This is a genomic window from Azotobacter vinelandii CA (genome assembly GCF_000380335.1).
Taxonomy (GTDB): domain Bacteria; phylum Pseudomonadota; class Gammaproteobacteria; order Pseudomonadales; family Pseudomonadaceae; genus Azotobacter; species Azotobacter vinelandii.
The window spans coordinates 3,448,989-3,472,049 of the sequence record NC_021149.1; the positions used below are offsets into that span (position 1 = coordinate 3,448,989).

At 68.1% G+C, this 23,061-nt stretch carries 20 protein-coding genes and 1 pseudogene; 6 read left to right on the top strand and 15 right to left on the bottom strand.

Annotated features, from left to right (window positions below; all coding sequences use genetic code 11):
* Window positions 1–68: 68 nt before the first annotated feature.
* Window positions 69–764, top strand: coding sequence for a DUF3313 domain-containing protein (locus tag AVCA_RS15295; protein WP_175555878.1), 696 nt, complete (start codon window positions 69–71; stop codon window positions 762–764).
* 17 nt (window positions 765–781) lie between these two features.
* On the opposite strand, the gene AVCA_RS26120 is transcribed toward AVCA_RS15295, so the two are convergent.
* A complete protein-coding gene (locus tag AVCA_RS26120; RefSeq protein ID WP_139239901.1) occupies window positions 782–1,012 on the bottom strand; it encodes a hypothetical protein in 231 nt (76 codons plus the stop codon).
* 62 nt (window positions 1,013–1,074) lie between these two features.
* Entirely contained in the window at window positions 1,075–1,563 is a 489-nt protein-coding gene (locus AVCA_RS15300) for a YMGG-like glycine zipper-containing protein (protein WP_231876234.1), read from the bottom strand.
* 222 nt (window positions 1,564–1,785) lie between these two features.
* Between AVCA_RS15300 and AVCA_RS25210 the strand changes: the two are divergent.
* Window positions 1,786–1,960: pseudogene (locus AVCA_RS25210) on the top strand (transposase); the annotation flags it as partial.
* Window positions 1,961–2,086: 126 nt separating this feature from the next.
* On the opposite strand, the gene AVCA_RS15310 reads toward AVCA_RS25210, so the two are convergent.
* Entirely contained in the window at window positions 2,087–2,968 is an 882-nt protein-coding gene (locus AVCA_RS15310; protein WP_012701905.1) for a LysR family transcriptional regulator, read from the bottom strand.
* Between the two features lie 129 nt (window positions 2,969–3,097).
* Between AVCA_RS15310 and AVCA_RS15315 the strand changes: the two genes are divergently transcribed.
* Complete coding sequence (locus AVCA_RS15315) at window positions 3,098–4,324, top strand: YbfB/YjiJ family MFS transporter (RefSeq protein ID WP_012701907.1); 1,227 nt, start codon at window positions 3,098–3,100, stop codon at window positions 4,322–4,324.
* Between the two features lie 219 nt (window positions 4,325–4,543).
* Here AVCA_RS15315 and AVCA_RS15320 read toward each other — a convergent pair whose 3' ends face one another.
* The 6 genes from AVCA_RS15320 to AVCA_RS15345 form a co-directional block, all read right to left on the bottom strand.
* On the bottom strand, window positions 4,544–5,983 hold the full coding sequence (locus AVCA_RS15320; protein ID WP_085930855.1) for a short-chain fatty acid transporter: 1,440 nt from the start codon (window positions 5,981–5,983) through the stop codon (window positions 4,544–4,546).
* Between the two features lie 135 nt (window positions 5,984–6,118).
* Window positions 6,119–7,042 carry a 3-hydroxyacyl-CoA dehydrogenase family protein gene (locus AVCA_RS15325; RefSeq protein ID WP_041807306.1) on the bottom strand — a complete coding sequence of 308 codons (924 nt, stop codon included), beginning with the start codon at window positions 7,040–7,042 and terminating at the stop codon, window positions 6,119–6,121.
* A gap of 334 nt (window positions 7,043–7,376) precedes the next feature.
* Window positions 7,377–8,177, bottom strand: a complete 801-nt coding sequence (locus AVCA_RS15330; protein ID WP_012701911.1) for a hypothetical protein — start codon at window positions 8,175–8,177, stop codon at window positions 7,377–7,379.
* A gap of 119 nt (window positions 8,178–8,296) precedes the next feature.
* Window positions 8,297–9,943: an alkaline phosphatase gene (locus AVCA_RS15335; RefSeq protein WP_012701912.1), complete on the bottom strand. Its 1,647-nt coding sequence runs from the start codon at window positions 9,941–9,943 to the stop codon at window positions 8,297–8,299.
* 110 nt (window positions 9,944–10,053) lie between these two features.
* On the bottom strand, window positions 10,054–10,272 hold the full coding sequence (locus AVCA_RS15340) for a hypothetical protein (protein WP_012701913.1): 219 nt from the start codon (window positions 10,270–10,272) through the stop codon (window positions 10,054–10,056).
* A 198-nt stretch (window positions 10,273–10,470) separates the two neighbouring features.
* Window positions 10,471–11,493: a zinc-dependent alcohol dehydrogenase family protein gene (locus AVCA_RS15345; RefSeq protein ID WP_012701914.1), complete on the bottom strand. Its 1,023-nt coding sequence runs from the start codon at window positions 11,491–11,493 to the stop codon at window positions 10,471–10,473.
* A gap of 183 nt (window positions 11,494–11,676) precedes the next feature.
* On the opposite strand from AVCA_RS15345, the gene AVCA_RS15350 reads away from it, so the two are divergent.
* From AVCA_RS15350 to AVCA_RS15360, 3 genes are all read left to right on the top strand, one after another.
* Window positions 11,677–12,621, top strand: a complete 945-nt coding sequence (locus AVCA_RS15350; protein ID WP_012701915.1) for a LysR family transcriptional regulator — start codon at window positions 11,677–11,679, stop codon at window positions 12,619–12,621.
* Between the two features lie 87 nt (window positions 12,622–12,708).
* Complete coding sequence (locus AVCA_RS15355) at window positions 12,709–13,947, top strand: efflux RND transporter periplasmic adaptor subunit (protein WP_012701916.1); 1,239 nt, start codon at window positions 12,709–12,711, stop codon at window positions 13,945–13,947.
* A complete protein-coding gene (locus AVCA_RS15360) occupies window positions 13,944–17,117 on the top strand; it encodes an efflux RND transporter permease subunit (protein ID WP_012701917.1) in 3,174 nt (1,057 codons plus the stop codon). Before AVCA_RS15355 ends, AVCA_RS15360 begins: the two co-directional genes overlap by 4 nt.
* Window positions 17,118–17,207: 90 nt before the next feature.
* Here AVCA_RS15360 and AVCA_RS15365 read toward each other — a convergent pair whose 3' ends face one another.
* The 6 genes from AVCA_RS15365 to AVCA_RS25215 all read right to left on the bottom strand — a co-directional run bounded on the left by AVCA_RS15365 (window position 17,208) and on the right by AVCA_RS25215 (window position 23,053).
* Complete coding sequence (locus AVCA_RS15365; RefSeq protein WP_012701918.1) at window positions 17,208–17,801, bottom strand: cupin; 594 nt, start codon at window positions 17,799–17,801, stop codon at window positions 17,208–17,210.
* Window positions 17,798–18,946 carry an NAD(P)-dependent oxidoreductase gene (locus AVCA_RS15370; RefSeq protein WP_330218076.1) on the bottom strand — a complete coding sequence of 383 codons (1,149 nt, stop codon included), beginning with the start codon at window positions 18,944–18,946 and terminating at the stop codon, window positions 17,798–17,800. The genes AVCA_RS15365 and AVCA_RS15370 overlap by 4 nt, the downstream gene beginning before the upstream one ends.
* Window positions 18,943–20,079, bottom strand: coding sequence for an aldo/keto reductase (locus tag AVCA_RS15375; protein WP_012701920.1), 1,137 nt, complete (start codon window positions 20,077–20,079; stop codon window positions 18,943–18,945). Before AVCA_RS15375 ends, AVCA_RS15370 begins: the two co-directional genes overlap by 4 nt.
* A 64-nt stretch (window positions 20,080–20,143) precedes the next feature.
* Window positions 20,144–20,440, bottom strand: a complete 297-nt coding sequence (locus AVCA_RS15380; RefSeq protein WP_012701921.1) for a putative quinol monooxygenase — start codon at window positions 20,438–20,440, stop codon at window positions 20,144–20,146.
* A 232-nt stretch (window positions 20,441–20,672) separates the two neighbouring features.
* The gene (locus AVCA_RS15385; RefSeq protein WP_231876233.1) at window positions 20,673–21,749 is read right to left on the bottom strand and encodes a LacI family DNA-binding transcriptional regulator; all 1,077 of its coding nucleotides are present in this window, start codon (window positions 21,747–21,749) and stop codon (window positions 20,673–20,675) included.
* A gap of 479 nt (window positions 21,750–22,228) precedes the next feature.
* Window positions 22,229–23,053 (bottom strand): methyltransferase domain-containing protein, encoded by an 825-nt coding sequence (locus AVCA_RS25215; RefSeq protein WP_081434899.1) that lies wholly within the window; start codon window positions 23,051–23,053, stop codon window positions 22,229–22,231.
* Between the last annotated feature and the right edge of the window lie 8 nt (window positions 23,054–23,061).

A 23,061-nucleotide genomic window follows, 5' to 3' on the forward strand; every position in this document is an offset into this window, starting at 1 on the left:
GGAATTGCCCGACACCGCCAGGGGACGGTCTAGACTCGATTTCTCAAAGCTCCCAAGGAAAATCGAGCATGTGCTTCTGGAGACTCATGATCGTCGCCTTGGCACTCGCCGGCGCCGCCTGCAGCAACGTCCCCTCCTCCGAGAGCCGACATTCGGGCTTTCTCGGCGACTACAGCAGGCTGGTCAAGGACCCGTACTGGGACAACAGTGAATACTGGGTCAAGCCGGACCTGAAGCTGCGCCAGGACTACGACAAGCGGATCGTCCTCGAACCCGCCCGCTACTACGTCGACCCCGCCACCCAGAAGTTGATCGCCGAGCGCGGCGAGGAAACCGCCAAGGTCCTGGCCCATCTCGACCAGGCTATCCGCCGCGAGCTGCAGGCCGGCGGCTACCAGTTGGTGAAATCCGGCGATACGCGCAGCCTGCGCCTGCGCCCGGCGATCACCGGCCTGATCCGCAACGCCCGCGACCTGAAGCCCACCGAGTACATTCCCATCGGCTTTCTCGTCGGTGCCGGCATGCAGCTCACCGGTGTGCGTGACCAGCAGGTACGAATCTTTTTCGAGACCGAAATCCGCAACGCCAGAACAGGGGAACTCCTTGCCCAGTCGGTCAGCGCTGCCAGCGGCAACGAGATCTCGCCCTCCGTCAAGGCTAGCGCCAGCGACACTTACCAGGCCCTGGACGACTGGGCCCGGCAGGTGCGCGAGCGCCTGGACCGGGCCTATCGCGAGAGCGCCGAACAGCGGGCCGGGCGTTGAGCCAAGCCTGTGGCTGGTCAAGGTCGCAGGTGGTCGAGGTCGAGCGGATCGCCCGGATGCAGGCCCAGCCTGTCGCGAATATCCCGGACACGGCGTCGTACTCGCCTGTTCGCGCAGGACCGGCCCGCAGCGCGGCCGGAAACCGTTGCGCACGGCGATCCGCTCAACACATCGAGGAGCTCGAGGTCGCGGTGCGGTTCGCACGCTTTCGCGAACGCAAAGGGCCTGACGTCGATCATGCGCGGCATCCAGCCCTCCCTGGGATCTTCGCGTACCGCGTAGCAGGCAGTTGTGCGGCAGTCGAGCGGAGTCAGGGGCTGATTGAATAGCCCCGGGCGCTCATACAGTTGCTATAGGCTTGTTCGACGCTTGCGCTACTTTGCTCGCTGTCCCGCTCCGTACGCCGCTCCTGGCGGCGCTCCTGACGCTGCCGGGACGCACCGACCGCAGCACCGGCGGCGGCTGCCTGGCGTGCCTGCTCCTGTCGGTATTCCTCCTTGAGCTCGTCGCCGGCCCGATCATAGACATTCTCATGCTGTCGACCGCGTGCCTCGGCAGCCACTGAACCGGCCACGGCCCCGCTCGCCGCGCCGCGCACGCGCCCACCGCCCCGGGAGTCATTGCTCTGACTGGACGAATCGGCTTGAGCGCCGGCCTGCGACTGACAGGCCGCGACGTCCGCCTGGATCTGTTGCGGGCTTTGGCCCTTCAGTGGAACCACGGTCGCCGCCCGGACATCGAACAAGACACCGGCCAGTAGCAGCCCGGCGAAGGCATGTACGGCTGTAGGTCGAGGCATGAAACAATCCTCCGAGAAGTCAAAGCACTTGGACTATAGTCCAACAGGTCATCGGCGCTTGACCGCTGGGCGTCTTCCAGGGGTATGCCACCTGCCAAGGATGTAGCAGGGCAAGCGGCGGTACCTCGGCCGATCACAGCAGAGCGGTTGGCCGTCGGCCTCGACCCGGTAGTGAGGCTGATCCCAAACCCTGGGCCATTTGAAACTGGAAATTCCGACATGATGAACCCGACCGGACCGGCGGGTCATGCCGCGAAGAAGAAGAGCCAGTGCGCCGACGAACAGATCCTTCGCGCTCAAGCAGACCGAACCGGCCACGCCCCTGTCCGCGGTGTGTCGCAAGAGGGGTATCAGCGATGCCACCTTCTACAACTGGCGGACGAAATTCGGCGGCCTGTAGCCGATCGCTGGACAAGGCCATGCATGCTGCAGGATACCCCGGCAAAACAGACAGCCAGTGCGATCGACGCGGTACAGAGCATGGATTCTGTCGCCGATGCGTTATCCGGTTGACGCCCCCTTCTCACGAAGTCGAACTCGACACGGCGGCGAACGCCTCGGCGATGGCGTCGATGACCACCCGGACCCTGGCGGTGTGGCGTACATCCTTATGGGTCACCAGCCAGATGTCGTAGGGCGGACATGCGCGCGCGGGCCACAGACGCAGCAAACCGTCGGCCTCGCCGAGCGGTAGCGGGATCTCGCCAACGCCCAGGCCATTGGCCACCGCGCGGCGCACCAGCAGGCCGGAGGTGCAGGTCATGGCGATGCGTCCGTGGGTGATTGGTTCGCAAGCCAGCGTCACTTCCTTGCCACTGTCCAGATACGGCTGGTAGAGCACCAGGTCATGCCCGGCGAACGCCGTGCCGGGCTCGGGCACACCATGGGCCCGCACGTAGTCCGCCGAGGCGAAGATGGCACTGCTCCAGCGCGCGACGCGACGCACGATCAGTTCGGGATTCTCCGGCTTGAGGGTGCGCACCGCGATGTCCGCCTCGCGCTTGCTCAGATTGAGCAACTGGGTCGAGGCCTGCAGTTGCACCTCGATGCCGGGCTGCGCCTGGCGCAGACGGGCGATCGCCGGGATCACGAAGTCGGTGGCGAACGAGTCGGTGGTGGTGACCCGCACCACGCCGCTCATGCGGCCGTCCATGCCGAGGATCTGCCGCTGCAGCTCGGCGGCCGAATCCTCCATGTTCAGCGCCGCGGCCATCGCCACTTCGCCGGCGGCCGTCAAGCTGTAGCCGCTGGAAGTGCGCAGGAACAGGGTGGCACCCAAGGCACGTTCCAGGGAGGCCAGGCGGCGCCCGACGGTGGCCTGGTCGACGCCCAGCGTCCGGGCCGCCCCCCGCAGGGTCTGCTCGCGGCACAGAGCGAGAAAGATCCGCGCATCGTCCCAGTTCATACGCTCTCTCCAATGATGCAAATTTGCATTCATAGCAATGAAAATCGCTGCATTATTTCATCGATCGGTACCTCTATGATCCCTCGCATCGCCATCGACTGCGCTTCGTGACAGGCGCAAGGGGTCATCATGAATACCGAACACGCCGACCTCGCAGTCGAGCGCGCTTCGCCATGGCTGCCGATCTGGGCCGGCCTGTGTGCCAGCCTGGTCGGCATCGGTCTTGCCCGCTTCGCCTATACCTCCCTGGTGTCCGCGCTGATCGAAGCGCACTGGTTCTCCCCATCGGCGGTGATCTACCTGGGAGCGGCCAATCTCGCCGGCTACCTCATCGGAGCGCTGGGAGGACGGCCGCTCGCCGCCCGCTGGTCGGACACCGGAGCACTGCGCGCCATGATGGTGCTGGTGGCCCTGTCGTTCTTCGCCTGTGCCGTACCGCTGTCCATGACCTGGTTTTTCGGCTGGCGGCTGCTGTCCGGCATCGCCGGCGGGGTGATCATGGTGCTCGTGGCAAGTACCATCCTGCCGCATGTCGCGCCGAACCGGCGCGGCCTGGCCAGCGGCGCGATCTTCCTCGGCGTCGGCCTGGGCATCGCCGCCTCGGGCAGCCTGGTGCCGCTCCTGCTCTCCTTCGGCCTGTCGCAGGCCTGGCTGGGTCTGGGCGGGATAGCGCTGCTGCTGACGGCCACCAGTTGGTTCGGCTGGCCTCGGGAAAGCCCGCCTGCGCCGCTCATCTCCGGCGCATCCGCCGTGCGCGGCTCGACGGGCGTCTACGTGCTGTTCGCCCAATATGCGCTGATGGCCGCCGGGCTGGTGGCGCCGATGATGTTCCTGGTCGACTACGTCAGCCGCGGCCTCGGCGCCGGCAGCCACAGCGGCGCGCTGATCTGGACGCTGTACGGGGTGGGCGCCATCGTCGGGCCGGTGGTGTATGGGTTCCTGGCCGACCACTGGGGCGCGCGCTCGGCGATTCGCCTGGTGCTGCTGGTCCAGGCCGGTGCTCTCGCGCTGCTGGTGACGGTCGTCGACCTGCGCCTGCTGGCCGTCGCGGCGCTGGCGATAGGTTCGTTTCCGCCCGGCATAGTGCCGCTGGCACTGGCCCGCGTGCGGCAGTTGGTTGCCGGACATCACCAGCAGAGCGCCACCTGGAGCCGTGCCACGGTGTCCTTCGCGAGCTTCCAGGCGCTGGCCGGTTATGCCTATTCGGCGCTGTTCTCCGCCAGCCACGGCCACTACACGCTGCTGTTCTCCGTCGCTGCGGGCGCCATCGGTCTGGCCCTGGCGCTGGATCTGCTGCTGGCGTTCAAGAAAGTCTTCCGCCCCGCCACCGGAGCCGACGCGACACCGGAGGCATAGGAAGACGTTCGCATCGAAAGCGGCGATGCGGGTCCCTGGCTGCCGAGATCCGCTTGTAGCCCTGGTCCGTCCCGGAGTCGGCGGACAAGTGGTCAAGGGCTGGCGCTCGCATATGCAGTTCAAACTCCGTCGGGCCGGCACAAGCCTCGCGCCAACCCGCACCCACCGACATCGCCCAGGGCCATCGACTCGCGGAGTCGACATGGCCCTCTGCGCCGATCAGGGCACAAGCGGCGGTCGGTATTCCAATGTCGTTCCCAACGCCCAGAGAAGTACCAGCACCAACGGCGCATGCACCACCAGTTGGACGAAGGAAAAGCCGATCACGTCGCGCGCCTTCAGTCCCAGCACACCCAGCAGAGGCAGCATGTAGAACGGGTTGATCAGGTTGGGCAGCGCCTCGGCGGCATTGTAGATCTGCACCGCCCAGCCCAGGTGGTAGCGCAGTTCGTTGGCGACCTGCATCACGTAGGGCGCCTCGATGATCCACTTGCCGCCCCCCGACGGAATGAAGAACCCGAGCACGGCCGAATACACCCCCATCAGCAGAGCGTAGGTGTCGTGCGAGGCGACCTGCACGAAGAGCGTGGAAATGTGATGGGTAAGGGTCTGGCCGTCGCCACCGGCGACCTTGGTCATGATCGCGGCGATGGAACCGTACAGCGGAAACTGGATCAGCACCCCGGCGGTGGCCGGCACCGCGCGCGCCACGGCATCGAGGAAGCTGCGCGGCCGCCAGTGAAGCAGCGCGCCGAGCATCAGGAACAGCAGGTTGTAGGTGTTGAGCCCGGAAATCGCCTCGATGGCCGGCTTGCTGGCGAACTCCTGGGCCAGCCAGCCGGCGGCGAGCAGAACCAGCAGGATGATCAGCAGCGGGCTGTATTCCAGCCACTCGCCGGGGCGCGTGCGCTGCGCCGGTGGCGGCGGCGCGAAGCCCGGGTCGACCCCGCAGGCCTGCGCGGTGCGCGCGCTGGCGGCGCCCGGCGCGGTGACATAGGCGACCAGCAGCGACACCAGCACGAGCGCCACCAGCAGTACGCCGGACTGCCAGAGGAAGATGGTCTCGGTGAAGGGAATGACGCCGGTGATCGACAGGATCGAAGGCGGCAGGCTGCCCGGATTCGCCTGCAACTGCGCCGCCGAGGACGACAGGCCGAGCGCCCACACCGCGCCCAGGCCCAGGTAGGCGGCGGCGCCGGCCGCCCGGTAGTCCATGCGCAACTCCTCGCGGCGCGCCAGCGCGCGCACCAGCAAGCCGCCGAACACCAGGCTCAGGCCCCAGTTCAGCAGCGAGGCGAGCATCGAGATCAGGGCCACCCAGCAGACCGCCGAGCGACCGTTGTTCGGCACGGCCGCGAGCAGGCCGATCAGCCGGGAGGCCGGCGGCGAGCTGGCGACCACGTAGCCGCCGATGACCACGAAGGCCATCTGCATGGTGAACGGGATCAGGCTCCAGAAACCGTCGCCGAAGGCCTTGGCGGTCTCGGCCGGGCGCGCGCCCATGGCCAGCGCCGCCAGCGCGACGACGACCACCGCCAGCACGGCGAATACCCAGGAATCGGGAAACCAGCGCTCGGCCCAGTTCGAACAATTGATTGCGAAACGGGCATAGCGACTGTCTTCTTCGATGTAGCGACGGTCTTCGGCACAGGTTGCCATGACGTTTTTCCTTGTCGGTCGTTGTTGTTCTTCGGCAGCCGGCACCGGCCGCTTTCCCCATTGGCCACGCCAGGTTTCTCACATTCGCCGCTGCCGCGCCAGTCCCGGCAGCGGAGCGTCCCCCGGCGTTGCCGCTCAGGGCTTCAGGGCATGGCGCAACTGGTGGGCGCGCCGCTGCAGAACCCGCGCGCGGCGGGCCTCGTCCCAGCGGTAGAAGCCCTCGCCGCTGCGCAGGCCGGTATGGCCCTCGCCGACCCTCGCCTCGAGAAGGGCCAGCACGCTCTCGTCGTCGGCCAGGGTCGGCATGAGGTGGCGGGAGATATCCAGGAAAGTGTCCAGACCGCCCATGTCGGCCGCCTCCAGCGGACCGACCATGGCGTAGCGACGGCCGAGCGAAGCGCGCATCACCCGGTCGACGGTTTCCGCGCTGGCGGCGCCGCTCCGCACGATGTGCAGCGCCTCGCGCAGCACGGCGAACTGCAGGCGGTTGCCGATGAACCCGGGGATGGCCTTGTCGAGCACCACGGCCTCCAGCTCCATCCCCGCCAGCAGCGTGCGGACAGCTTCGAGGTGCTCGGCGCGGGTGGCGCTGCCCGGGACGATCTCCACCAGCGGAATCAGGTGTGGCGGATTCCAGAAATGCGCGATCAGCAGCCGCTCGGGATGGCGCATGCCCTCGGCCAGGGCGTCCGGCGGCAGGCCGCTGGTGTTGCTGGCGATGACCGTCCCGGTACCGACCAGCGCCTCCAGTTCGGCATACAGCGCCCGCTTGAGCTCGAGCCGCTCGGGAATCGCCTCGATCAGCAGCCGCGCATCGGCCACGTCCGCGAGCCGCGGGCTGACGGCGAGCCGCGCCAGGGTCGCGTCCGTTTGCGCGCGCTCGAAGCGCCCGGCGTCGGCCAGTTCCGCGAGGATGCTCCCGGCCATGACGGGAACCTCGGCGAGCCGCTCCGCCGCCGGATCGCGCAGCAGGACGGCATGGCCGTGGCGGGCCAGGTGGGTGGCGATGCCGATGCCCATCAGACCAGCGCCGAGGATAACGATGGGGGATGCGCTCATGGAGGAACTCCTGTTCTCGTTTTCGTATGGCGGCACGACCGGCACGCGGCAGCCCGAAGCCCCGAGCGGATGTCCCCGGACGATGGCGCCAGCGTTCACGTTAGCGATTTCTGGATTGCAGCCCAATTACTGGCCTGCCGCCAGTGCCGGGCCGCGAAAGCCCGGTCGACCCGGTGCGCGGCAAGCCTCCCCTTTCAGGACGGGGAAGAAGGTGAGTCGGCCCTGGCGGGCCGAATACGCCAGGAGTCCGCCCCTTGCCGCCCTCTATGGGCGGCGGGCGTCTGCGACAGGCCTGTTCCAGGCCGGGACAACCATGGGGGAGCCGTGATTACCGTCAGTGGCGATGCGCGCTGACGCCGGGCAGTTGCGCCTGTATCCGCATCACGAAGGGGTCGCGCTCGCGGTCGCCGATGTCCGCGAAATCGATGACTTCGTAGCCGGACTGGTCCGGGCGGGGCCAGGGCGAGTCCGCCAGCGGATGCACCGCCTTCAACACCGTGCGCTCGCGGTAGCCGGCGCGTTCGCGCTCCAGGACCACCGGCAACTTGAGGTCCACCCGCCACAGCACGTCCAGCTTTTCGCCGCCGGCCATGCCACTGTAGCGGCGGTAGGGATAACCGTCGCGCCAGCCGGCCTCCTGCAACGCCAGGCCTTGCAGCACCTGCGGATCGATCAGCAGCGTATGCTGCTGCCAGGACAGCGCCGCGTCGATCATTTTCAGATCGTCCATGCGGTATTCGATGCTGCGGCGGTCTTCATGGAAGACCTTGAAAAAGAACTGCGTCCGGCCGTCGCGCTGCCAGCGCTCTCCGGTGCGCGCCCCGAGGTTTTCGAGGTCGACGCGGTCGTTTTCGCGGAAGAAGCGCCACTCGGCTTCGCCCGCTGGCGGATGGTCGTGGCTGTGGCTGTCGGCTTCGACGGCGCGGCTGGTGACGTAGCTGGCGGCCAGTTCGGGCAGCGGTTCGGTCAGGTCCAGCGCCGGCACATTGCAGTCGTCGGCGCAGACGCTGGCGGCCGCCGTATCGGCCGTGAGGCTCGGGGTCTGCGATTCGCCGCCGGGCTCATGCGCGTGCCCCGCGAGCGGCAGCAGCAGCGAGCCGGCGAACAGGAGGAAAAAGGCGGATTTCGGTTTCATGTGTGTGGCGAGACTCGAGGCGTTCGGAAAAGGCTGAAGGGAGGCTCGATACCCGTGCCTCCCGGTTCGATGACGGCCGTCGTCGCGAAGACGCCGGCCGTCCCGTTCGGACGCGGTGCTCAGCGGGGGCCGGGGCCGCCGTTGTGCCCGTGGTTTTTGTCCTGGTCGTGCCCGCTGTCCTGGCCGCGCCTGCCGCCGTGCTCGCGCTTCTTATCCAGGCCGAGGGCGTCCGCCATCACGTGGTAGATCACGTTCTGCTCCTGCGGGCCACGGAAGAGATAGGCGCTCGGGCCGTTGGCGTAGATCGCCACATCCTCGCCACCGTGGGTTTCCGAGCCCATCGGCACGGTAGCCTCCTGCATATAGCCGGGCGCGCTCGTGTCCACCGATGCGAGATCGGGACGCAGCGCCGTGCCCTGGTAGGGAGCCTCCACCGCGGTTTCGTTTTCCGGGTTGAACTCCTTGCGCTGGAGGCCACCGGTCCAGCCCGGGCCGTTGGCGTAGGACAGGGTCGTGTAGGTCAGGCCGAGGGCGTCGGTGGTGGGCACGCCGTCGATCGCGGTCTTGCCCAGGATGGGGTTGCCGCGCGAGGGGTAGCCGGCAATGGTGAAGGTATGGCTGTGGTCGGCGGTGACGACGATCAGGGTATCCTGGTCGTTGGTCAGCCTCTTCGCCACTTCCACTGCCTCGGACAGCGCCACGGTATCGGTCAGCGCGCGATAGGCGTTGCCGGCGTGGTGGGCATGGTCGATGCGACCGGCTTCGACCATCAGGTAGAAGCCCGACTTGTTCTGCTGCAGGAGCTTGATCGCCTTTTCGGTCATCTCGGCGAGCGAGGGTTCGCCCGCGGTGTCGTCCTTGCGGTCGGCTTCGTAGCGCATGTGCGAACGCTCGAAGAGGCCGAGCAGGTGCCTGGTTTGCTGCGGGTTCACCGCGTCGAAGTCGGCCTTGTTCCAGACATAGGCGGACTGCGGATACTTGGCGAGCCACTCCGCGGTCAGGTCGCGGCCGTCCTGGCGGCGCCCCTTCTGGCTCGGGTACTCCGGGTCGGCCACGGTGCCGGGCATGAAGTAGCTGCGACCGCCGCCGAGCGCTACTTCGAGACCGTCGCCATAAGGGAATTCGAGCAACTGGCGAGCGATGTCGGCAACGGTGGCGCCGGCCGGCAGGTTGCTGTCGGCTTCCCAGTCCCGGTTGCCGATATGGGCGTAGTTCACCGCCGGGGTGGCGTGGGTGAGACGGGCCGTGGTGACGATACCGGTGGCCATGCCGCGCTCCTCGGCCTGTTCGAGGATGGTCTCGACGCTCTTGGCGCGGGTGACCTCGGCGTTCGGCTCGTTGCGGTCGATGGTCTGGTCGACCGAGATCGCCCCATCGTTGGTCTTGATGCCGGTGACCATGGCGGTAGCGGTCGGCGCCGAGTCGGAGGTCTGCTGGTTGGCGCTGGCGGTGACCGAGGTGCCCATGTGGTCGAGTGTCTCGAAACTCAGGCGGTTGAACTCGCCGTCGACGTTGCGCATCTGGCCTTCCAGGATGCGGGCGGCGGTGATGGTGGAGATACCCATGCCGTCGCCGACGAAAAGGATCACGTTCTTGGCGCGCGAGTGGTTGGGGACGACGCGCTTGGAGGCTTCCACCGCGGCACGGCCGGCGGCGAACCATCCCTCGGCGCTGGTCGGGACGGCGTTGGAGTCGGCGGCGTGTGACTGAGGGGTGCACAGAGCGAGGGCAATGCTGGCCGTTAAGGCCTTGGACTGCAGGTTCATGTTTTCTCCCGGACCGGATGACAGCGCAGTGTTGGCGAAATGCGCGCCAAGGGTGTCAGCCGCGTGTGACAGCGTAATGATGTTTTCCGGCCGGAAGACGACGACCGTCATTAACCGAACCGCCCGGGATTCCCGGGGCGGTTCAGTACTGCGCTCAGGTGCTGAAAAGGAAGAATCACGCCGCCCGACGCGGTCAGCGAACAGGCGGCGAACCAGATGCGTGCGGCGAAAAACGATCGATGGCGCCAGGCGATCGCCGCCCAGATGGCGGAGAGCGCAAAAGAGACGAGGACAATGACGATGTAGAGCGTGAAAAAATCCAGATGCATATCGATAGACAGTCAGCGGCGTCCCTTGCAAGCACACCAGATATGGCGCTCCTTGCGCCAGTATTTTCCCACCCCTCTTCCCGGACCTCCTCGGCGACCGCTGTTCACGACCTCGAAGCCGAAGCGCAGGTAGAAGCGTGACAGTCCCGTCGTGCCACGGCCATCCGCGCCGACAGGATGTGCCCTGGCGGGCACGCATCAGCCGGCCGGCAACTCGAGCACCACACGCCCACGATCGGGATCGCTTTCCAGATAGCGGTTCGCCGCGACGAAATCCTCGAAGGCGAACACCCGGTCGATGGGCGGGCGCAGCAATCCCTGCATGGTCAGTTCGTCGATCCGCTGCAGTGCCGCCCGGACGGCCTCGCGGTCGGGCTCTATGCCCAGTTCGGAATGGCCGGTGAAATCCAGGATGCAGTGGCGGAAGAACTGCAGATGCTTCTGGAAAGCCGCGCAGGCCGGGAAGCTCGCATCGTTGCCGCCATTGAGCCCATAGAGAATCAGCTTGCCGCGCAGCGCGGCCAGATCGCCGAGCAGCTTCATCTGCGGCCCGCCGCACTGGTCCAGCACCACCTCGACACCCGCGCCGCGGGTATGGCGCTGCACTTCCAGCACCAGATCCTGCTCCTCGGTGACGATGACCTTGTCGGCCCCCATCCGGCGGATGAATTCCCGGCTCGCGGGCTGACTGGTGGCGGCGATCACTTCGGCCCCCAGGGCCTTGGCCAGTTGCACTGCCTGCGGCGCCAGGCAGTGTCCGGCCTCGGTGACCAGCAGCCTTTGGCCGGGGCGCAGCCGGGCCAGGCCGACCAGGGCGAAGTAGGCATAGAGGTAAGGTGTGTAGTGCACCGCCGCCTCTCGCGCCGAGAGTACCTCGGGATAGACCGCCAGGCTGGCACGCGGCATCAGTACCAGGTCGCCACAGGCCGGATAGCGGTTCGGCGAGTGTGCCGGGAAACTGGCGACCGGCATGCCCGGCGCCAGATCGGCGACATCCTCGCCCATCGCCGCCACGCGCCCGGCCAGTTCGTAACCCAGGCCGGCCGGCAGTCGCGCCCGTTCCGGCGCGAGGTTCTGCCGCCACAGCACGTCCTGCCAGCCAAGACCCAGCGCCTCCACCTGCACCAGCACTTCGCCCGGTCCCGGCCGCGGGGTCGGCAGCTCCTCCAGACGCAGCACGTCGGCATCGCCGAACGCGTGGAAACGGATCATGCGGGACATCGCCTACCTCATCTCGAAGTCATCCTCCCCGACTCTAGCCGGGCTGGCCAGGCAACTCCACCTAACCCCCTTCGATAGTCGACATGCACGCCGCTGATTCGCGGCCCTCCCGTGCCGACGGGCCCTGCCCTTGACGTGTAGCGGCCCGGCCTGCACCTTTGCCCCAGCCAACGGACGAAACGAATGAACCGTAACGATCTGCGCCGCCTCGATCTGAACCTGTTGATCGTCTTCGAGACGCTGATGCACGAGCGCAGCGTGACCCGCACGGCGGAGAAGCTCTTTCTCGGCCAACCGGCGATCAGCGCGGCCCTGGCCCGCCTGCGCAACCTGTTCGACGATCCGCTCTTCGTCCGCACCGGCCGCAACATGGAGCCGACTACCCGGGCGCTGGAAATCTTCGCCCTGCTCTCCCCCGCCCTCGACTCGATCTCCACTGCCGTCAGCCGGGCGGCCGACTTCGCCCCGGCGACCAGCACGGCGGTGTTCCGCCTCGGTCTCTCCGACGACGTGGAGTTCGCCCTGCTGCCGCCACTGTTGCGCCGCCTGCGCGCCGAGGCACCGGACATCACCCTGGTCGTGCGCCGCGCCAACTATCTGCTGATGCCGCAGTTACTGGCCTCGGGCGAAATCTCGGTGGGTGTCGGCTACACCGAGGCGCTGCCGGCCAATGCCAAGCGCCGGGTGCTGCGCCGGAGCATGCCGCGCCTGCTGCGGGCCGATGCCATCCCCGGCGCGCTGAGCCTGGACGACTACTGCGCACGGCCCCATGCGCTGGTGTCCTTCGCCGGCGACCTCTGCGGTTTCATCGACGACGAACTGGCCAAACTGGGCCGCACGCGCCGCGTGGTGCTGGCCGTTCCCCAGTTCAACGGCCTGGGCACTCTGCTCGCCGGCACCGACATCGTCGCCAGCGTGCCCGACTACACCGCCGCGGCCCTGACCGCCGTCGGCGGCCTGCGCGCCGAGGCGCTGCCCCTGGCGACGCCCGCCTTCGAGTTGCACATGGTCTGGCGCGGCGCCCAGGACAACGACCCGGCCGAGCGCTGGCTGCGCTCGCGCATCCAGATGTTCTGCGGCGATCCCGACAGTCTGGTCCGGACAGACCCGCCCCATCACTCCGACTGATAATCAACTTCGCGACATTCGATTCGTCGCCGCCGGACACGCATCCCAGACTCCGCGCACTCATACATACGACCGGCGGAGTCATACATGGAACCGTTCCTATCCCGGCCCCGGCATCTCGCTCTGGCCATCACCGCCCTTTTGACCCTGAACGCTTGCCGCAAAGCCCCGGAAACCGCCCCGTCGGCGCCGCCAGTCAAGGTCAGCGTCGCGGAAGTCATCGAACAGCCGATCAACGAATGGGACGAACTCTCGGGACGCCTCGAGGCGCCGGAGTCGGTGGAGGTCCGCCCGCGGGTGTCCGGCTACATCGACCGGGTGGCCTTCGTCGAAGGCGGCCTGGTGAAGAAAGGCGAACTGCTGTTCCAGATCGACCCGCGCCCCTTCGAGGCCGAGGTCAAGCGCCTGGAGGCCGAACTGCAGCAGGCCCGCACCGGCCTTGCCCGCGCCGCCAAGGAGGCCCAGCGCGGCGAGCGCCTGCGTGCCAGCAAGGCCATCTCCACCGAACTGGCCGATGCCCGGGCCAGCGCCGCCCAGGAGGCTCGCGCGGCGCTCGCCGCGATCCAGGCACAGTTGGACAATGCCCGCCTGGACCTCGGCTTCACCCGTGTCGTCTCGCCCATCGACGGCCGCGTCGGCCGCGCCGAGATCACCGCCGGCAACCTGGTCAACGCCGGCCAGGCCCTGCTGACCACGGTGGTATCCACCGATCGTGTCTACGCCTATTTCGATGCCGACGAGCGCATCTTCCTCAAATACGCCGAGCGGGCCCGGCGCAACGGCGGCGATACCCGCGCCGCCGCACCGGTGTACCTCGGCCTGACCGGCGAGAATGGCCATCCGTACCTGGGCCGACTGGACTTTCTCGACAACCAGGTCAATCCGCGCACCGGCACCATCCGCGGCCGCGCGGTGCTCGACAATGCCGATGGCCGCTTCACGCCCGGTCTGTATGCACGCATCCGGCTGGTCGGTAGCGACACCTACGCCGCCACCCTGATCCAGGACACCGCGATCGGCACCGACCTGGGCAAGAAATTCGTCCTGGTCCTCGGCGCGGACAACACCCTGAGTTACCGCAGCGTCGAGCTGGGACCGAAGCTGGAGAGCCTGCGCATCGTCCGCCAGGGCCTGGCCAAGGGCGAGCGGATCGTGGTCAACGGCCTGCAGCGCGCCCTGCCCGGCAGCGCCGTGGAAGCGCAGGACGTGCCCATGGCCGATGCCGATACCCTTGCCGCCCTGGCCCGCCAGCGTCGGGCGCTGGAAGGCGATGCCGCATCCCGCGTGGCGAGTCGCGCGAGCGCGGTCGAGGACGGGCGCCCATGAACTTCTCGCAATTCTTCATCCACCGGCCGATCTTCGCCGCCGTGCTCTCGCTGCTGACCCTGATCGGCGGCGCCATCGCACTGTTCCAGTTGCCGATCAGCGAATACCCGGAAGTGGTGCCGCCCACCGTGGTGGTGCGCGCCAACTTCCCGGGCGCCAACCCCAAGGTGATCGGTGAAACGGTCGCCTCGCCGCTGGAACAGGCCATCGTCGGCGTCGAGGGAATGCTCTACATGTCGTCCCAGGCCACCTCCGACGGCAAGTTGACCCTGACCATCACCTTCGCCCTCGGCACCGATCTGGACAACGCCCAGGTGCAGGTGCAGAACCGCGTGACCCGCACCATGCCGACCCTGCCCACCGAAGTGCAGCGCCTCGGCGTGACCGTCGACAAGGCCTCGCCGGACCTGACCATGGTGGTTCACCTGACCTCGCCGGACGAACGCTACGACATGCTCTACCTGTCCAACTACGCCACGCTCAACGTCAAGGACGAGCTGGCGCGTCTCGACGGCGTGGGCGACGTGCAACTGTTCGGCCTCGGCAACTACTCCCTGCGCGTCTGGCTCGATCCGCACCGGGTGGCCTCGCGCGGCCTCACCGCCATGGACGTGGTCGACGCCATCCGCGAGCAGAACCGCCAGGTCGCCGCCGGCTCCCTCGGCGCACCGCCGGCACCGGGCGACACCGGCTTCCAGCTGTCGATCAACACCCAGGGCCGCCTGGTCAGCGAGGAGGAGTTCGAAAACATCATCGTCCGTGCAGGTGAGGACGGTGAGATCACCCGCCTGAAGGACATCGCCCGCATCGAACTGGGCTCCAGCCAGTACGCCCTGCGCTCGCAACTGAACAACCGGCCGGCCGTGGCCATGCCGGTCTTCCAGCGCCCCGGCTCCAACGCCATCGATATCTCCGACGCGGTGCGCGCGCGCATGGCCGAGCTGAAGCAGAGCTTTCCGCAGGGCGTCGACTACTCCATCGTCTACGACCCGACCGTGTTCGTGCGCGGCTCCATCGAGGCGGTGGTGCACACCCTGTTCGAGGCGATCGTCCTGGTGGTGCTGGTGGTGATCCTGTTCCTGCAGACCTGGCGCGCCTCGATCATTCCCCTGGCGGCGGTACCGGTGTCGCTGATCGGTACCTTCGCGGTGATGCACCTGTTCGGCTTCTCGCTCAACGCCCTGTCGCTGTTCGGCCTGGTGCTGGCCATCGGCATCGTGGTGGACGACGCGATCGTGGTGGTGGAGAACGTCGAGCGCAACATCGCCCTCGGCAAGCCGCCCCTGGAGGCGACCCGCCAGGCCATGCAGGAGGTGACCGGCCCCATCGTCGCCACGGCCCTGGTGCTTTGCGCGGTGTTCGTGCCGACGGCGTTCATCTCCGGCCTGACCGGACAGTTCTACCAGCAGTTCGCCCTGACCATCGCCATCTCCACGGTGATCTCGGCATTCAATTCGCTGACCCTGTCGCCGGCCCTGGCCGCCGTGCTGCTCAAGGACCACCACGCGCCCAAGGACCGTTTCTCCCGGGTGCTCGACAGGCTGCTCGGCGGCTGGCTGTTCGGGCCCTTCAACCGCCTGTTCGAGCGCGCCAGCCACGGCTATGTCGCTACCGTGCGCCACGTGCTGCGCGGCAGTGCCATCGCCCTGCTGGTCTACGGCGGGCTGATGGGCCTGACCTGGCTGGGCTTCTCCAGCACCCCGACAGGCTTCGTACCGCCGCAGGACAAGCAGTACCTGGTCGCCTTCGCCCAGTTGCCGGACGCCGCCACCCTCGACCGCACCGATGCGGTGATCCAGCGCATGTCGGAGATCGCCGGCCGGCATCCGGGGGTAGCCGACACCGTGGCCTTCCCCGGCCTGTCGATCAACGGCTTCACCAACAGCCCGAACAGCGGCATCGTCTTCACCCCCCTCAAGTCCTTCGAGGAACGCCAGGACCCGTCGCTGTCGGCGGATGCCATCGCCGCCGAGCTGAACCGCCGGTTCGCCGAGATCCAGGACGCCTACATCGCCATCTTCCCGCCGCCGCCGGTGCAGGGCCTCGGCACCATCGGCGGCTTCCGCGTGCAGGTCCAGGACCGTGGCGGCCTCGGCTACGAGGAGCTGTATCGGCAGGTGCAGAACGTCATCGCCAAGAGCCGCACGGTGCCGGAGCTGGCCGGCCTGTTCACCAGCTACCAGGTGAACGTGCCGCAGGTCGACGCCGACATCGACCGGGAAAAGGCCAAGACCCACGGCGTGGCCATCAGCGACATTTTCGACACCCTGCAGGTGTATCTGGGATCGCTGTACGCCAACGACTTCAACCGCTTCGGCCGTACCTATCAAGTCAATGTCCAGGCCGAGCAGCGGTTTCGCCTGGAACCGGCACAGATCGGCCAGCTCAAGGTGCGCAACAACCGTGGCGAGATGGTGCCGCTGTCGACCTTCGTCAGGATCGAAGGCAGCGCCGGTCCCGATCGAGTGATGCACTACAACGGCTTCCTCACCGCCGAGATCAACGGCGCCGCCGCCCCCGGCTACAGCTCCGGCCAGGCCGAGGCGGCGATGGAGCGGCTGCTGCGCGAGGAACTGCCGGGCGGCATGACCTTCGAGTGGACCGAGCTGACCTACCAGCAGATCCTCGCCGGCAACACCGCCATCTTCGTGTTCCCGCTCTGCGTGCTGCTGGCGTTCCTGGTCCTGGCCGCCCAGTACGAGAGCTGGGGCCTGCCGCTGGCGGTGATCCTGATCGTGCCCATGACCCTGCTGTCGGCCATCGTCGGCGTCAGGATCGCGGGCGGAGACAACAACGTCTTCACCCAGATCGGCCTGATCGTGCTGGTGGGGCTGGCCTGCAAGAACGCCATCCTCATCGTCGAGTTCGCCAAGGATCGGCAGGCGGAGGGCCTGGACCGCATCGCCGCCGTGCTGGAGGCCTGCCGCCTGCGCCTGCGGCCGATCCTGATGACCTCCATCGCCTTCATCATGGGCGTGGTGCCGCTGGTGCTGTCCTCCGGGGCCGGCGCCGAGATGCGCCATGCCATGGGGGTGGCAGTGTTCTCCGGGATGATCGGCGTGACGCTCTTCGGCCTGCTGTTGACCCCGGTATTCTTCGTGCTGGTACGGGCTTTCGTCGAACGACGCGAAGCCCGTCGGAACCGGCAGGCACTCGAAGCGCAGGGATGAAACCATGGCGTGCCGCCAAGGCGGAGCCCGCATCGCGGCCAAGCGGCGGCGGATCGCTTCGCCATGCGCCGTCCGCCCGGGGCTGTGTCCTCATCCGGCCTTCCAGTGGCTGGCCAGCGGCGTGGCCGCGCCGGAGACCGGGTCGGTTCCGGGAAACGGCAGGCTCTCCATATGCGCGAGCATTCGCGCCGTGGGCGCTTCCCGGCACAGGTCGGGACCCTGGCCCGGCGGATAGGCGCCCACGACCAGGAAATCCGCGCTCGCTTCCAGGCGGCAATGGCCGGTGCCGACCGGCAGCAGGGCGACATCGCCGGCGCCGACCACGACTTCGCGCCCGCCCGGCCCGCCGAGCAGGAGCCGCGCGCTGCCACGGGCGAAGCCGAGCACCTCGTGGGCGGTGGAATGGTAGTGGTGGAAGGAATAGACGCCGTTGCGCCAGGCCGAGGGCCAGCCGTTGCGGTCGAAGGCGGCCTCGAAGGCCGCCGCCGGATCGTGGCCGGACGCCGGGATGGCGCCGCGATAGAGCAGCACCGGCAGGCGCGGATTGTTCGGCATCCAGTCGTTGCGCTCGAGCAGCAGCGTCTCCGGCTCGGCCGGGGTCGTCCCGCGCGCGGGCGGCAGGGCTCCAGTGGCGGCGAGGCCGGCGAGCAGGGCGTTGAAGCGTCGTCTGTCGAGGGGACTCATCCGGCATTCTCCCGAGTAGTGGACAGGAAGCCGGGCGAGCCGGCGGAGGTGACGGTATCCAGACCGGCGTCGCGTCCGGGCAGATCGCCGATGGCCGACCAGTCCAACTCCTCGCCGCCGTGGGCCAGCAGCGACAGGAAGCGGTCGCGCAGCAGACTGGCCAGTGGCAACGGCACCTGCAGCGCCTCGGCGGCGGCCAGCACCAGCCGGATGTCCTTCTGGCCCAACGACGCGGCAAACCCCGCCGGCTGGAATTTCCGCTCGGCGATCAGCGCGCCGTAGGTCTTGTAGATCGGTGCGCCGAACAGCGTGGAAGTGAGGATGTCCAGGTACTGGTGGCGATCGATACCGCCCTTTTCGGCCAGCGCCATCGCCTCGCCGAGGGATTCGATCACCGAGGCGATCAGGAAGTTGCCGCTGAGCTTGACCAGATTGGCGGCCTGTGGTGTCGCGGAAACGCCGAAAGTCTTCTGGCCGATCGCCTCGAGCAGCGGAGCGACCTTGGCGACGGCGTCGTCGGCGCCGGCGGCGACCACGAACAGCTTGCCGGCCGCGGCCGCGTCCGGGCGGCCGAACACCGGCGCCGAGACGTAGCCCTGGCCAGCTTCGCCGTGCGCGGCCTGCAGCTCTCCGGCCAGGGCCACGCCGATGGTGCTCGACGAGACATGGACGGCTCCCTCGGGCAATGCCGCGAGGACGCCGCCCTCGCCGAATACCACTTCGCGCACGGCTTCGTCGTTGGCCAGCATGGAGAACACGGCGTCGGCGTCACGACAGGCGTGAGCCACGTCGGTCGCCAGCCCGGCCCCGGCCCGTACCAGCGCCTCGGCCCTCTCCAGCGTCCGGTTGTGGACGGTGACGGTGTGGCCGGCCTTGAGCAGGTTGGCGGCCATGCCGGAGCCCATGCGGCCCAGGCCGATGAAACCTACCTTCATGATGGTTGCCTCCTGTGTTTCGCCCGGTACCGGGGATCGATGGCGGAAATGCCGGACAGGGTACGGGGCGGGATGGAACGGACGAGCGGACTCATGCCACGCCCCGGAACGACTGAAGCCAAGGAGGAGAGTCGCATGGCAGGTCTCCCGGATGCGGGCGGGAACCGCCGGGGCGTGGAGCGAGGCACGCGCCCGGCGGAGCCGGTTCAGGCCGCAGGCAGCGGCGCCTGTTCATCGATGAGCCCGAGTCGCTTGAGTTCGGCCCAGAAGTCGGCCGGAATCTTCACCGACAACGATTCGGCATTGGCGCGCACCTGCTCGGGCGTGCGCGCGCCGGGGATGATCGCCGACACCACCTCCGGCGCGTTGGCGAACTGCAGCGCGGCGGTGCGCAGGTCCACGCCGTGGCGGTCGCACACCGCCTGCACGCTGGTGCGCTTGGCCGGTGCCCAGTCCGGCACGCTGCTGGCGTAGAGGTAGCGGTCGCGTCCGGCGAGGTAGCCGGCCAGCAGCGGCGAGCCGACCACCACCGAGATGCCGCGCTCGGCCAGCTTCGGGAAGGTCTCGTGCAGGGCGCGCTGGTGATCCAGCAGCGAATACTGGCAAGCCAGCAGGAAGATGTCCGGGTCGGCCTCGGCCACGCAGCGCAGCGCCGGCTCCGGATCGTTCACGCCCATGCCCCAGGCCTTGATCAGGCCCTCCTCGCGCAGTCTGGTCAGTTCCGGGAAAGCCCCCTTGGCGGCCTGCTCGAAGTATTCCGGCCAGCGCTCGCCGATATCGCCGTTGCTCGGCGCCAGGTCGTGCACGAACACGATGTCGAGCTGCGAAACGCCTAGCCGCTGCAGGCTGTCCTCCACCGAGCGGCGCACGCCGGCGGCCGAGTAGTCGTAACGGTAGGCGAACGGCGAAGGCGCGTGCCACATCGTCTTCGGCGGGGTGCGGGTGGCGCTGAGCACGCGCCCGACCTTGGTGGAGAGTACGTATTCGTCCGGCGCGCGATTGTGCAGGAAATGACCGAAGCGGCGTTCGCTCAGGCCCAGGCCGTACCAGGGCGAGGTGTCGAAGTAGCGCACGCCGGCGGCCCAGGCAGCCTCCAGGGTCTGCTCGCTCTGCTGGTCGCTGCTCGGGGCGAAGCCGTTGCCGATCGCCACGCCGCCCAGACCCAGGCGGATGGGGGGACGGTAGCGTCCGCCAACGCGGGGGGCGTTGCCCGGTAGAGGACGCGGATCGATTCTGCCTTGCGTGGGCAGAACGCTGCCCGGACCGGTGGCGGACTGTGCCAGCAGGGGCGCGGCAGCCAGCGCGACGGCGGCGCTGGCAAGGAAATGGCGGCGTGTGTTCATCGTGGGCTCCTCGAGTCTGGGTGGAGGGTGCGACGCAGTGAAAATGTGCAAGGACGGGGGCGGGTCAGGCCAGTTCTTCCAGCAGCAGGACCTGCAATTCACCTTCGATCAGCGGTGTCAGCGCCTTGGCCAGGGTCTGGAAATGCGCGGTCTGTTCGTGCGCCGCCAGCGCGGCGCGGTCGCTCCAGCGCTCGACGAAGACGAAGCGGCCCGGCTGCTGCAGGTCGCGGTGAGGAACGTATTCGCGACAGCCCGGTTCGGCGCGGCTGGGCGCCACGCAGGCGGCGATGGCCTCGGCCACGGCCCGCTCCTTGCCGGGAGCGGCCTGGATGATGGCGACGACACGCAGTTCGTTGGACATGGAAAGTCTCCTTGGGGGAAATCAGAGGCATGGAGCCGGGCGCCGACGCTGGGCGCGCGCACCGCTCGGTACGGGTATCGGTCGCCGTGGAGGCCGGGCGGCCGTTCGAGGATCGGGTACGGATGTAAAGCGCTGACGCGGATGCCGACGGGCCGGCCGATGGCCGCACGCCGAAGCGTCAAGGCCCCGGTGGCCGGCCGGCAGGCTGCTGGAACGAGGCGAGGACGGAAGCTCATGGCGTCTGCGGCAAGGTGCCGGTGCTGGCACGCGCGACTATTTCGAATCCGGTGTCGATCACCCGCTGCGGCGGTTCCCGGCCGGCCAGCCGCTCCAGTAACAGCGCGGCGGCGCGCCGGCCCATGCCATGGCGGTCCACCGCCACGGAGGAGATCGCCGGCCGCACCGCGGCGGCGATCTCGGTGTCGTTGAAGCCCATCAGCGCGATCTCCTCCGGCACCCGCAGGCCTCGCCGTTGGGCCTCGAACAGCGCGCCGGCGGCCAGATCGTCGTTGGCGAAGAACACCGCCTGCACCTGCGGGTAGCGCTCCAGCAACTGCGCCAGCAGGCTTCCGCCCAGGCCGATCGAGAACGGTTCCTCGCTGCATAGTTCGTAATGGTCGGGCAGGCCGCGCGCGGCGAGTTCGACGCGGAAGCCTTCGGCACGCCGCGCGCTGCGCCGGTCGCGCGCGGCCAGGGTGCCGGCGTAGGCGATGTGGCGGTAGCCGCGCTCGGCGAAATGCGCCGCGACGGCGGCGCCCACGGCGCGGTGCGAGAAGCCGACGTTCATGTCGATCGGCTCCTCGGCCAGGTCCATGAACTCCACCACCGGCATTCCCGCCGCGGCCGCCTGTTGCAGGCGCAGACGCGTGGCCGGCAGGTGATCCACACCGGCCAGCAGCAGTCCGGCCGGAAACCAGCCGAGCAGGGTCGAGACCAGCCGCGCCTCGCTGTCCTGGTCGTATTCGGTAGTGGCCAGCAGCACTTCATGGCCGTGCCGGTCGAGCTCATCGTGCACGCCGCGCAGGAAAGGTACGTAGACCGTGTGGGCGAGGGTCGGGATCAGCACCGGCACCACCCGGCTGGAACCGGAAGCCAATCCGCTGGCGACCCGGTTGGCGACATAACCCAGCCGTTCGACGGCGGCCAGCACGCGCTTGCGCAGGCGTGGCGAAACCATGTCCGGCGTGCGCAGCGCGCGCGAGGCGGTGATTTCGCCGACCCCGGCGGCATCGGCTACTTCCTTGAGGGTCACGCGCTTGCCTTGTACCGGGGTGGCGCGTGTGCGGCGGGGCTTGGTCGACGAGGTCACGGCGGCGATACGAGGAAAGGGATGGATTGGAATGGCGATGACAGCGCTACCATAAGGATTCGTCGAGGCATGTGCAACAGCTTCGAACATGCTGTCAATATGCGATAAGTGTGCCGATCGATCGCAGCCCGGGGCCATCATCGCCCTCGGCCGGGCATCGCGTCCCCCTCTCCTCCCCCGCCTGCCGGCGGGTCACGGGACACACTCCAGTGGCGTCGCGAACCGGGTTCGGCGCCGGCCCGATGCTACACCCGAGGCCTCGCTCTCGATGCCGGAAAAACGTTCCGGGCGGCGCAGAGCCGCTCGAGGATCGTCGCTGCGACGGGCGCAAGAGATGAGTCCCGGCAAGGTCCGTATGCTTGTTTACGTCATGGTTTCCCTTTTCGGATCGGGCATACGGATTTTCCGGTTCGGCCCCGTGTTCGAAGCCGTGCGCTTGTCGTCGGGCCGGTCGCTTATCCCGCCCTGCGGCATCCGTCTCACCCGGCCAGCCGAAGGCCACTCGCAATGGCGCCTTTGAGAGTCACGTTCAACTCGTCCCGTTCTCCCGCCTGCTGCAGCGAGCGCAGCCAGCGCGCCGCGTCGCGCGGCCCGAGAGCCCCCGCCTGTACGGCAGTTCTGGCCACCCCCTCGAGCCCGAAAAGCACGACGGCGCTCCGAAAGTCGCCGAGGCTCAGTTGCGTCTGCCGATGGGCCATGAGCTGCAGCCCACATTCCATGAGGAGCCGATCCAGTCTTGCGCCAATGCATGCAGCGCCATCCCGCGAAATGCCCGCGCGGAGAACCGTTGCGGTCAGGTCGGACAGGCCGCCGCTGACTTCGAGTGTGCTCCAATCCGGTTCCGTGACGACGATGCGACCGCCCGGTACCGTCACGCGCATTGCCTCCATCAGCGCCTTTCGTGGGTCGCTCAGGAAGTGCAGCACACGGTCGATGCGCACGGCATCGAAGTGCGCATCGCCGAATGGCAAGGCGTGGATATCCGCCTGCAGAAAGACCAGCGGCAGGCGCAGGCCAGCGGCGCGCCTGTTCGCCGCCGCGATCATCGCCGGATTCAAATCGACGCCCGTTACCCGGCCACCGAGGAGAGCGGCCTGCTTCGCCAGCGCCAGCGCATCCGTACCGGGTCCGCAGCCTATATCCAAGAGGTGCTCGCCGGCCTGCATGCGTAACATCTCGAAGCCGCATGCCTTTGCGGACCGAACCGCATCGATCGCCGATGCCAGGTCGAGGAAGGCGATGAGCGCCTCCGAAGCGCCGGGCTCGGCTGCGGCGGGCGGAGACGATGAGAACATGACGGACATGCGGACTC

Coding starts and splice junctions, on each gene's coding strand:
- AVCA_RS15310 (WP_012701905.1), bottom strand. CDS start 2,968: ATGAACTGGGACGATGCGCGGATCTTTCTCGCTCTGTGCCGCGAGCAG.
- AVCA_RS15295 (WP_175555878.1), top strand. CDS start 69: ATGTGCTTCTGGAGACTCATGATCGTCGCCTTGGCACTCGCCGGCGCC.
- AVCA_RS15360 (WP_012701917.1), top strand. CDS start 13,944: ATGAACTTCTCGCAATTCTTCATCCACCGGCCGATCTTCGCCGCCGTG.
- AVCA_RS15355 (WP_012701916.1), top strand. CDS start 12,709: ATGGAACCGTTCCTATCCCGGCCCCGGCATCTCGCTCTGGCCATCACC.
- AVCA_RS15340 (WP_012701913.1), bottom strand. CDS start 10,272: ATGCATCTGGATTTTTTCACGCTCTACATCGTCATTGTCCTCGTCTCT.
- AVCA_RS15350 (WP_012701915.1), top strand. CDS start 11,677: ATGAACCGTAACGATCTGCGCCGCCTCGATCTGAACCTGTTGATCGTC.
- AVCA_RS15325 (WP_041807306.1), bottom strand. CDS start 7,042: ATGAGCGCATCCCCCATCGTTATCCTCGGCGCTGGTCTGATGGGCATC.
- AVCA_RS25215 (WP_081434899.1), bottom strand. CDS start 23,053: ATGTCCGTCATGTTCTCATCGTCTCCGCCCGCCGCAGCCGAGCCCGGC.
- AVCA_RS15365 (WP_012701918.1), bottom strand. CDS start 17,801: ATGAGTCCCCTCGACAGACGACGCTTCAACGCCCTGCTCGCCGGCCTC.
- AVCA_RS15335 (WP_012701912.1), bottom strand. CDS start 9,943: ATGAACCTGCAGTCCAAGGCCTTAACGGCCAGCATTGCCCTCGCTCTG.
- AVCA_RS15345 (WP_012701914.1), bottom strand. CDS start 11,493: ATGTCCCGCATGATCCGTTTCCACGCGTTCGGCGATGCCGACGTGCTG.
- AVCA_RS15315 (WP_012701907.1), top strand. CDS start 3,098: ATGAATACCGAACACGCCGACCTCGCAGTCGAGCGCGCTTCGCCATGG.
- AVCA_RS15380 (WP_012701921.1), bottom strand. CDS start 20,440: ATGTCCAACGAACTGCGTGTCGTCGCCATCATCCAGGCCGCTCCCGGC.
- AVCA_RS26120 (WP_139239901.1), bottom strand. CDS start 1,012: ATGCCGCGCATGATCGACGTCAGGCCCTTTGCGTTCGCGAAAGCGTGC.
- AVCA_RS15375 (WP_012701920.1), bottom strand. CDS start 20,079: ATGAACACACGCCGCCATTTCCTTGCCAGCGCCGCCGTCGCGCTGGCT.
- AVCA_RS15300 (WP_231876234.1), bottom strand. CDS start 1,563: ATGCCTCGACCTACAGCCGTACATGCCTTCGCCGGGCTGCTACTGGCC.
- AVCA_RS15320 (WP_085930855.1), bottom strand. CDS start 5,983: ATGGCAACCTGTGCCGAAGACCGTCGCTACATCGAAGAAGACAGTCGC.
- AVCA_RS15330 (WP_012701911.1), bottom strand. CDS start 8,177: ATGAAACCGAAATCCGCCTTTTTCCTCCTGTTCGCCGGCTCGCTGCTG.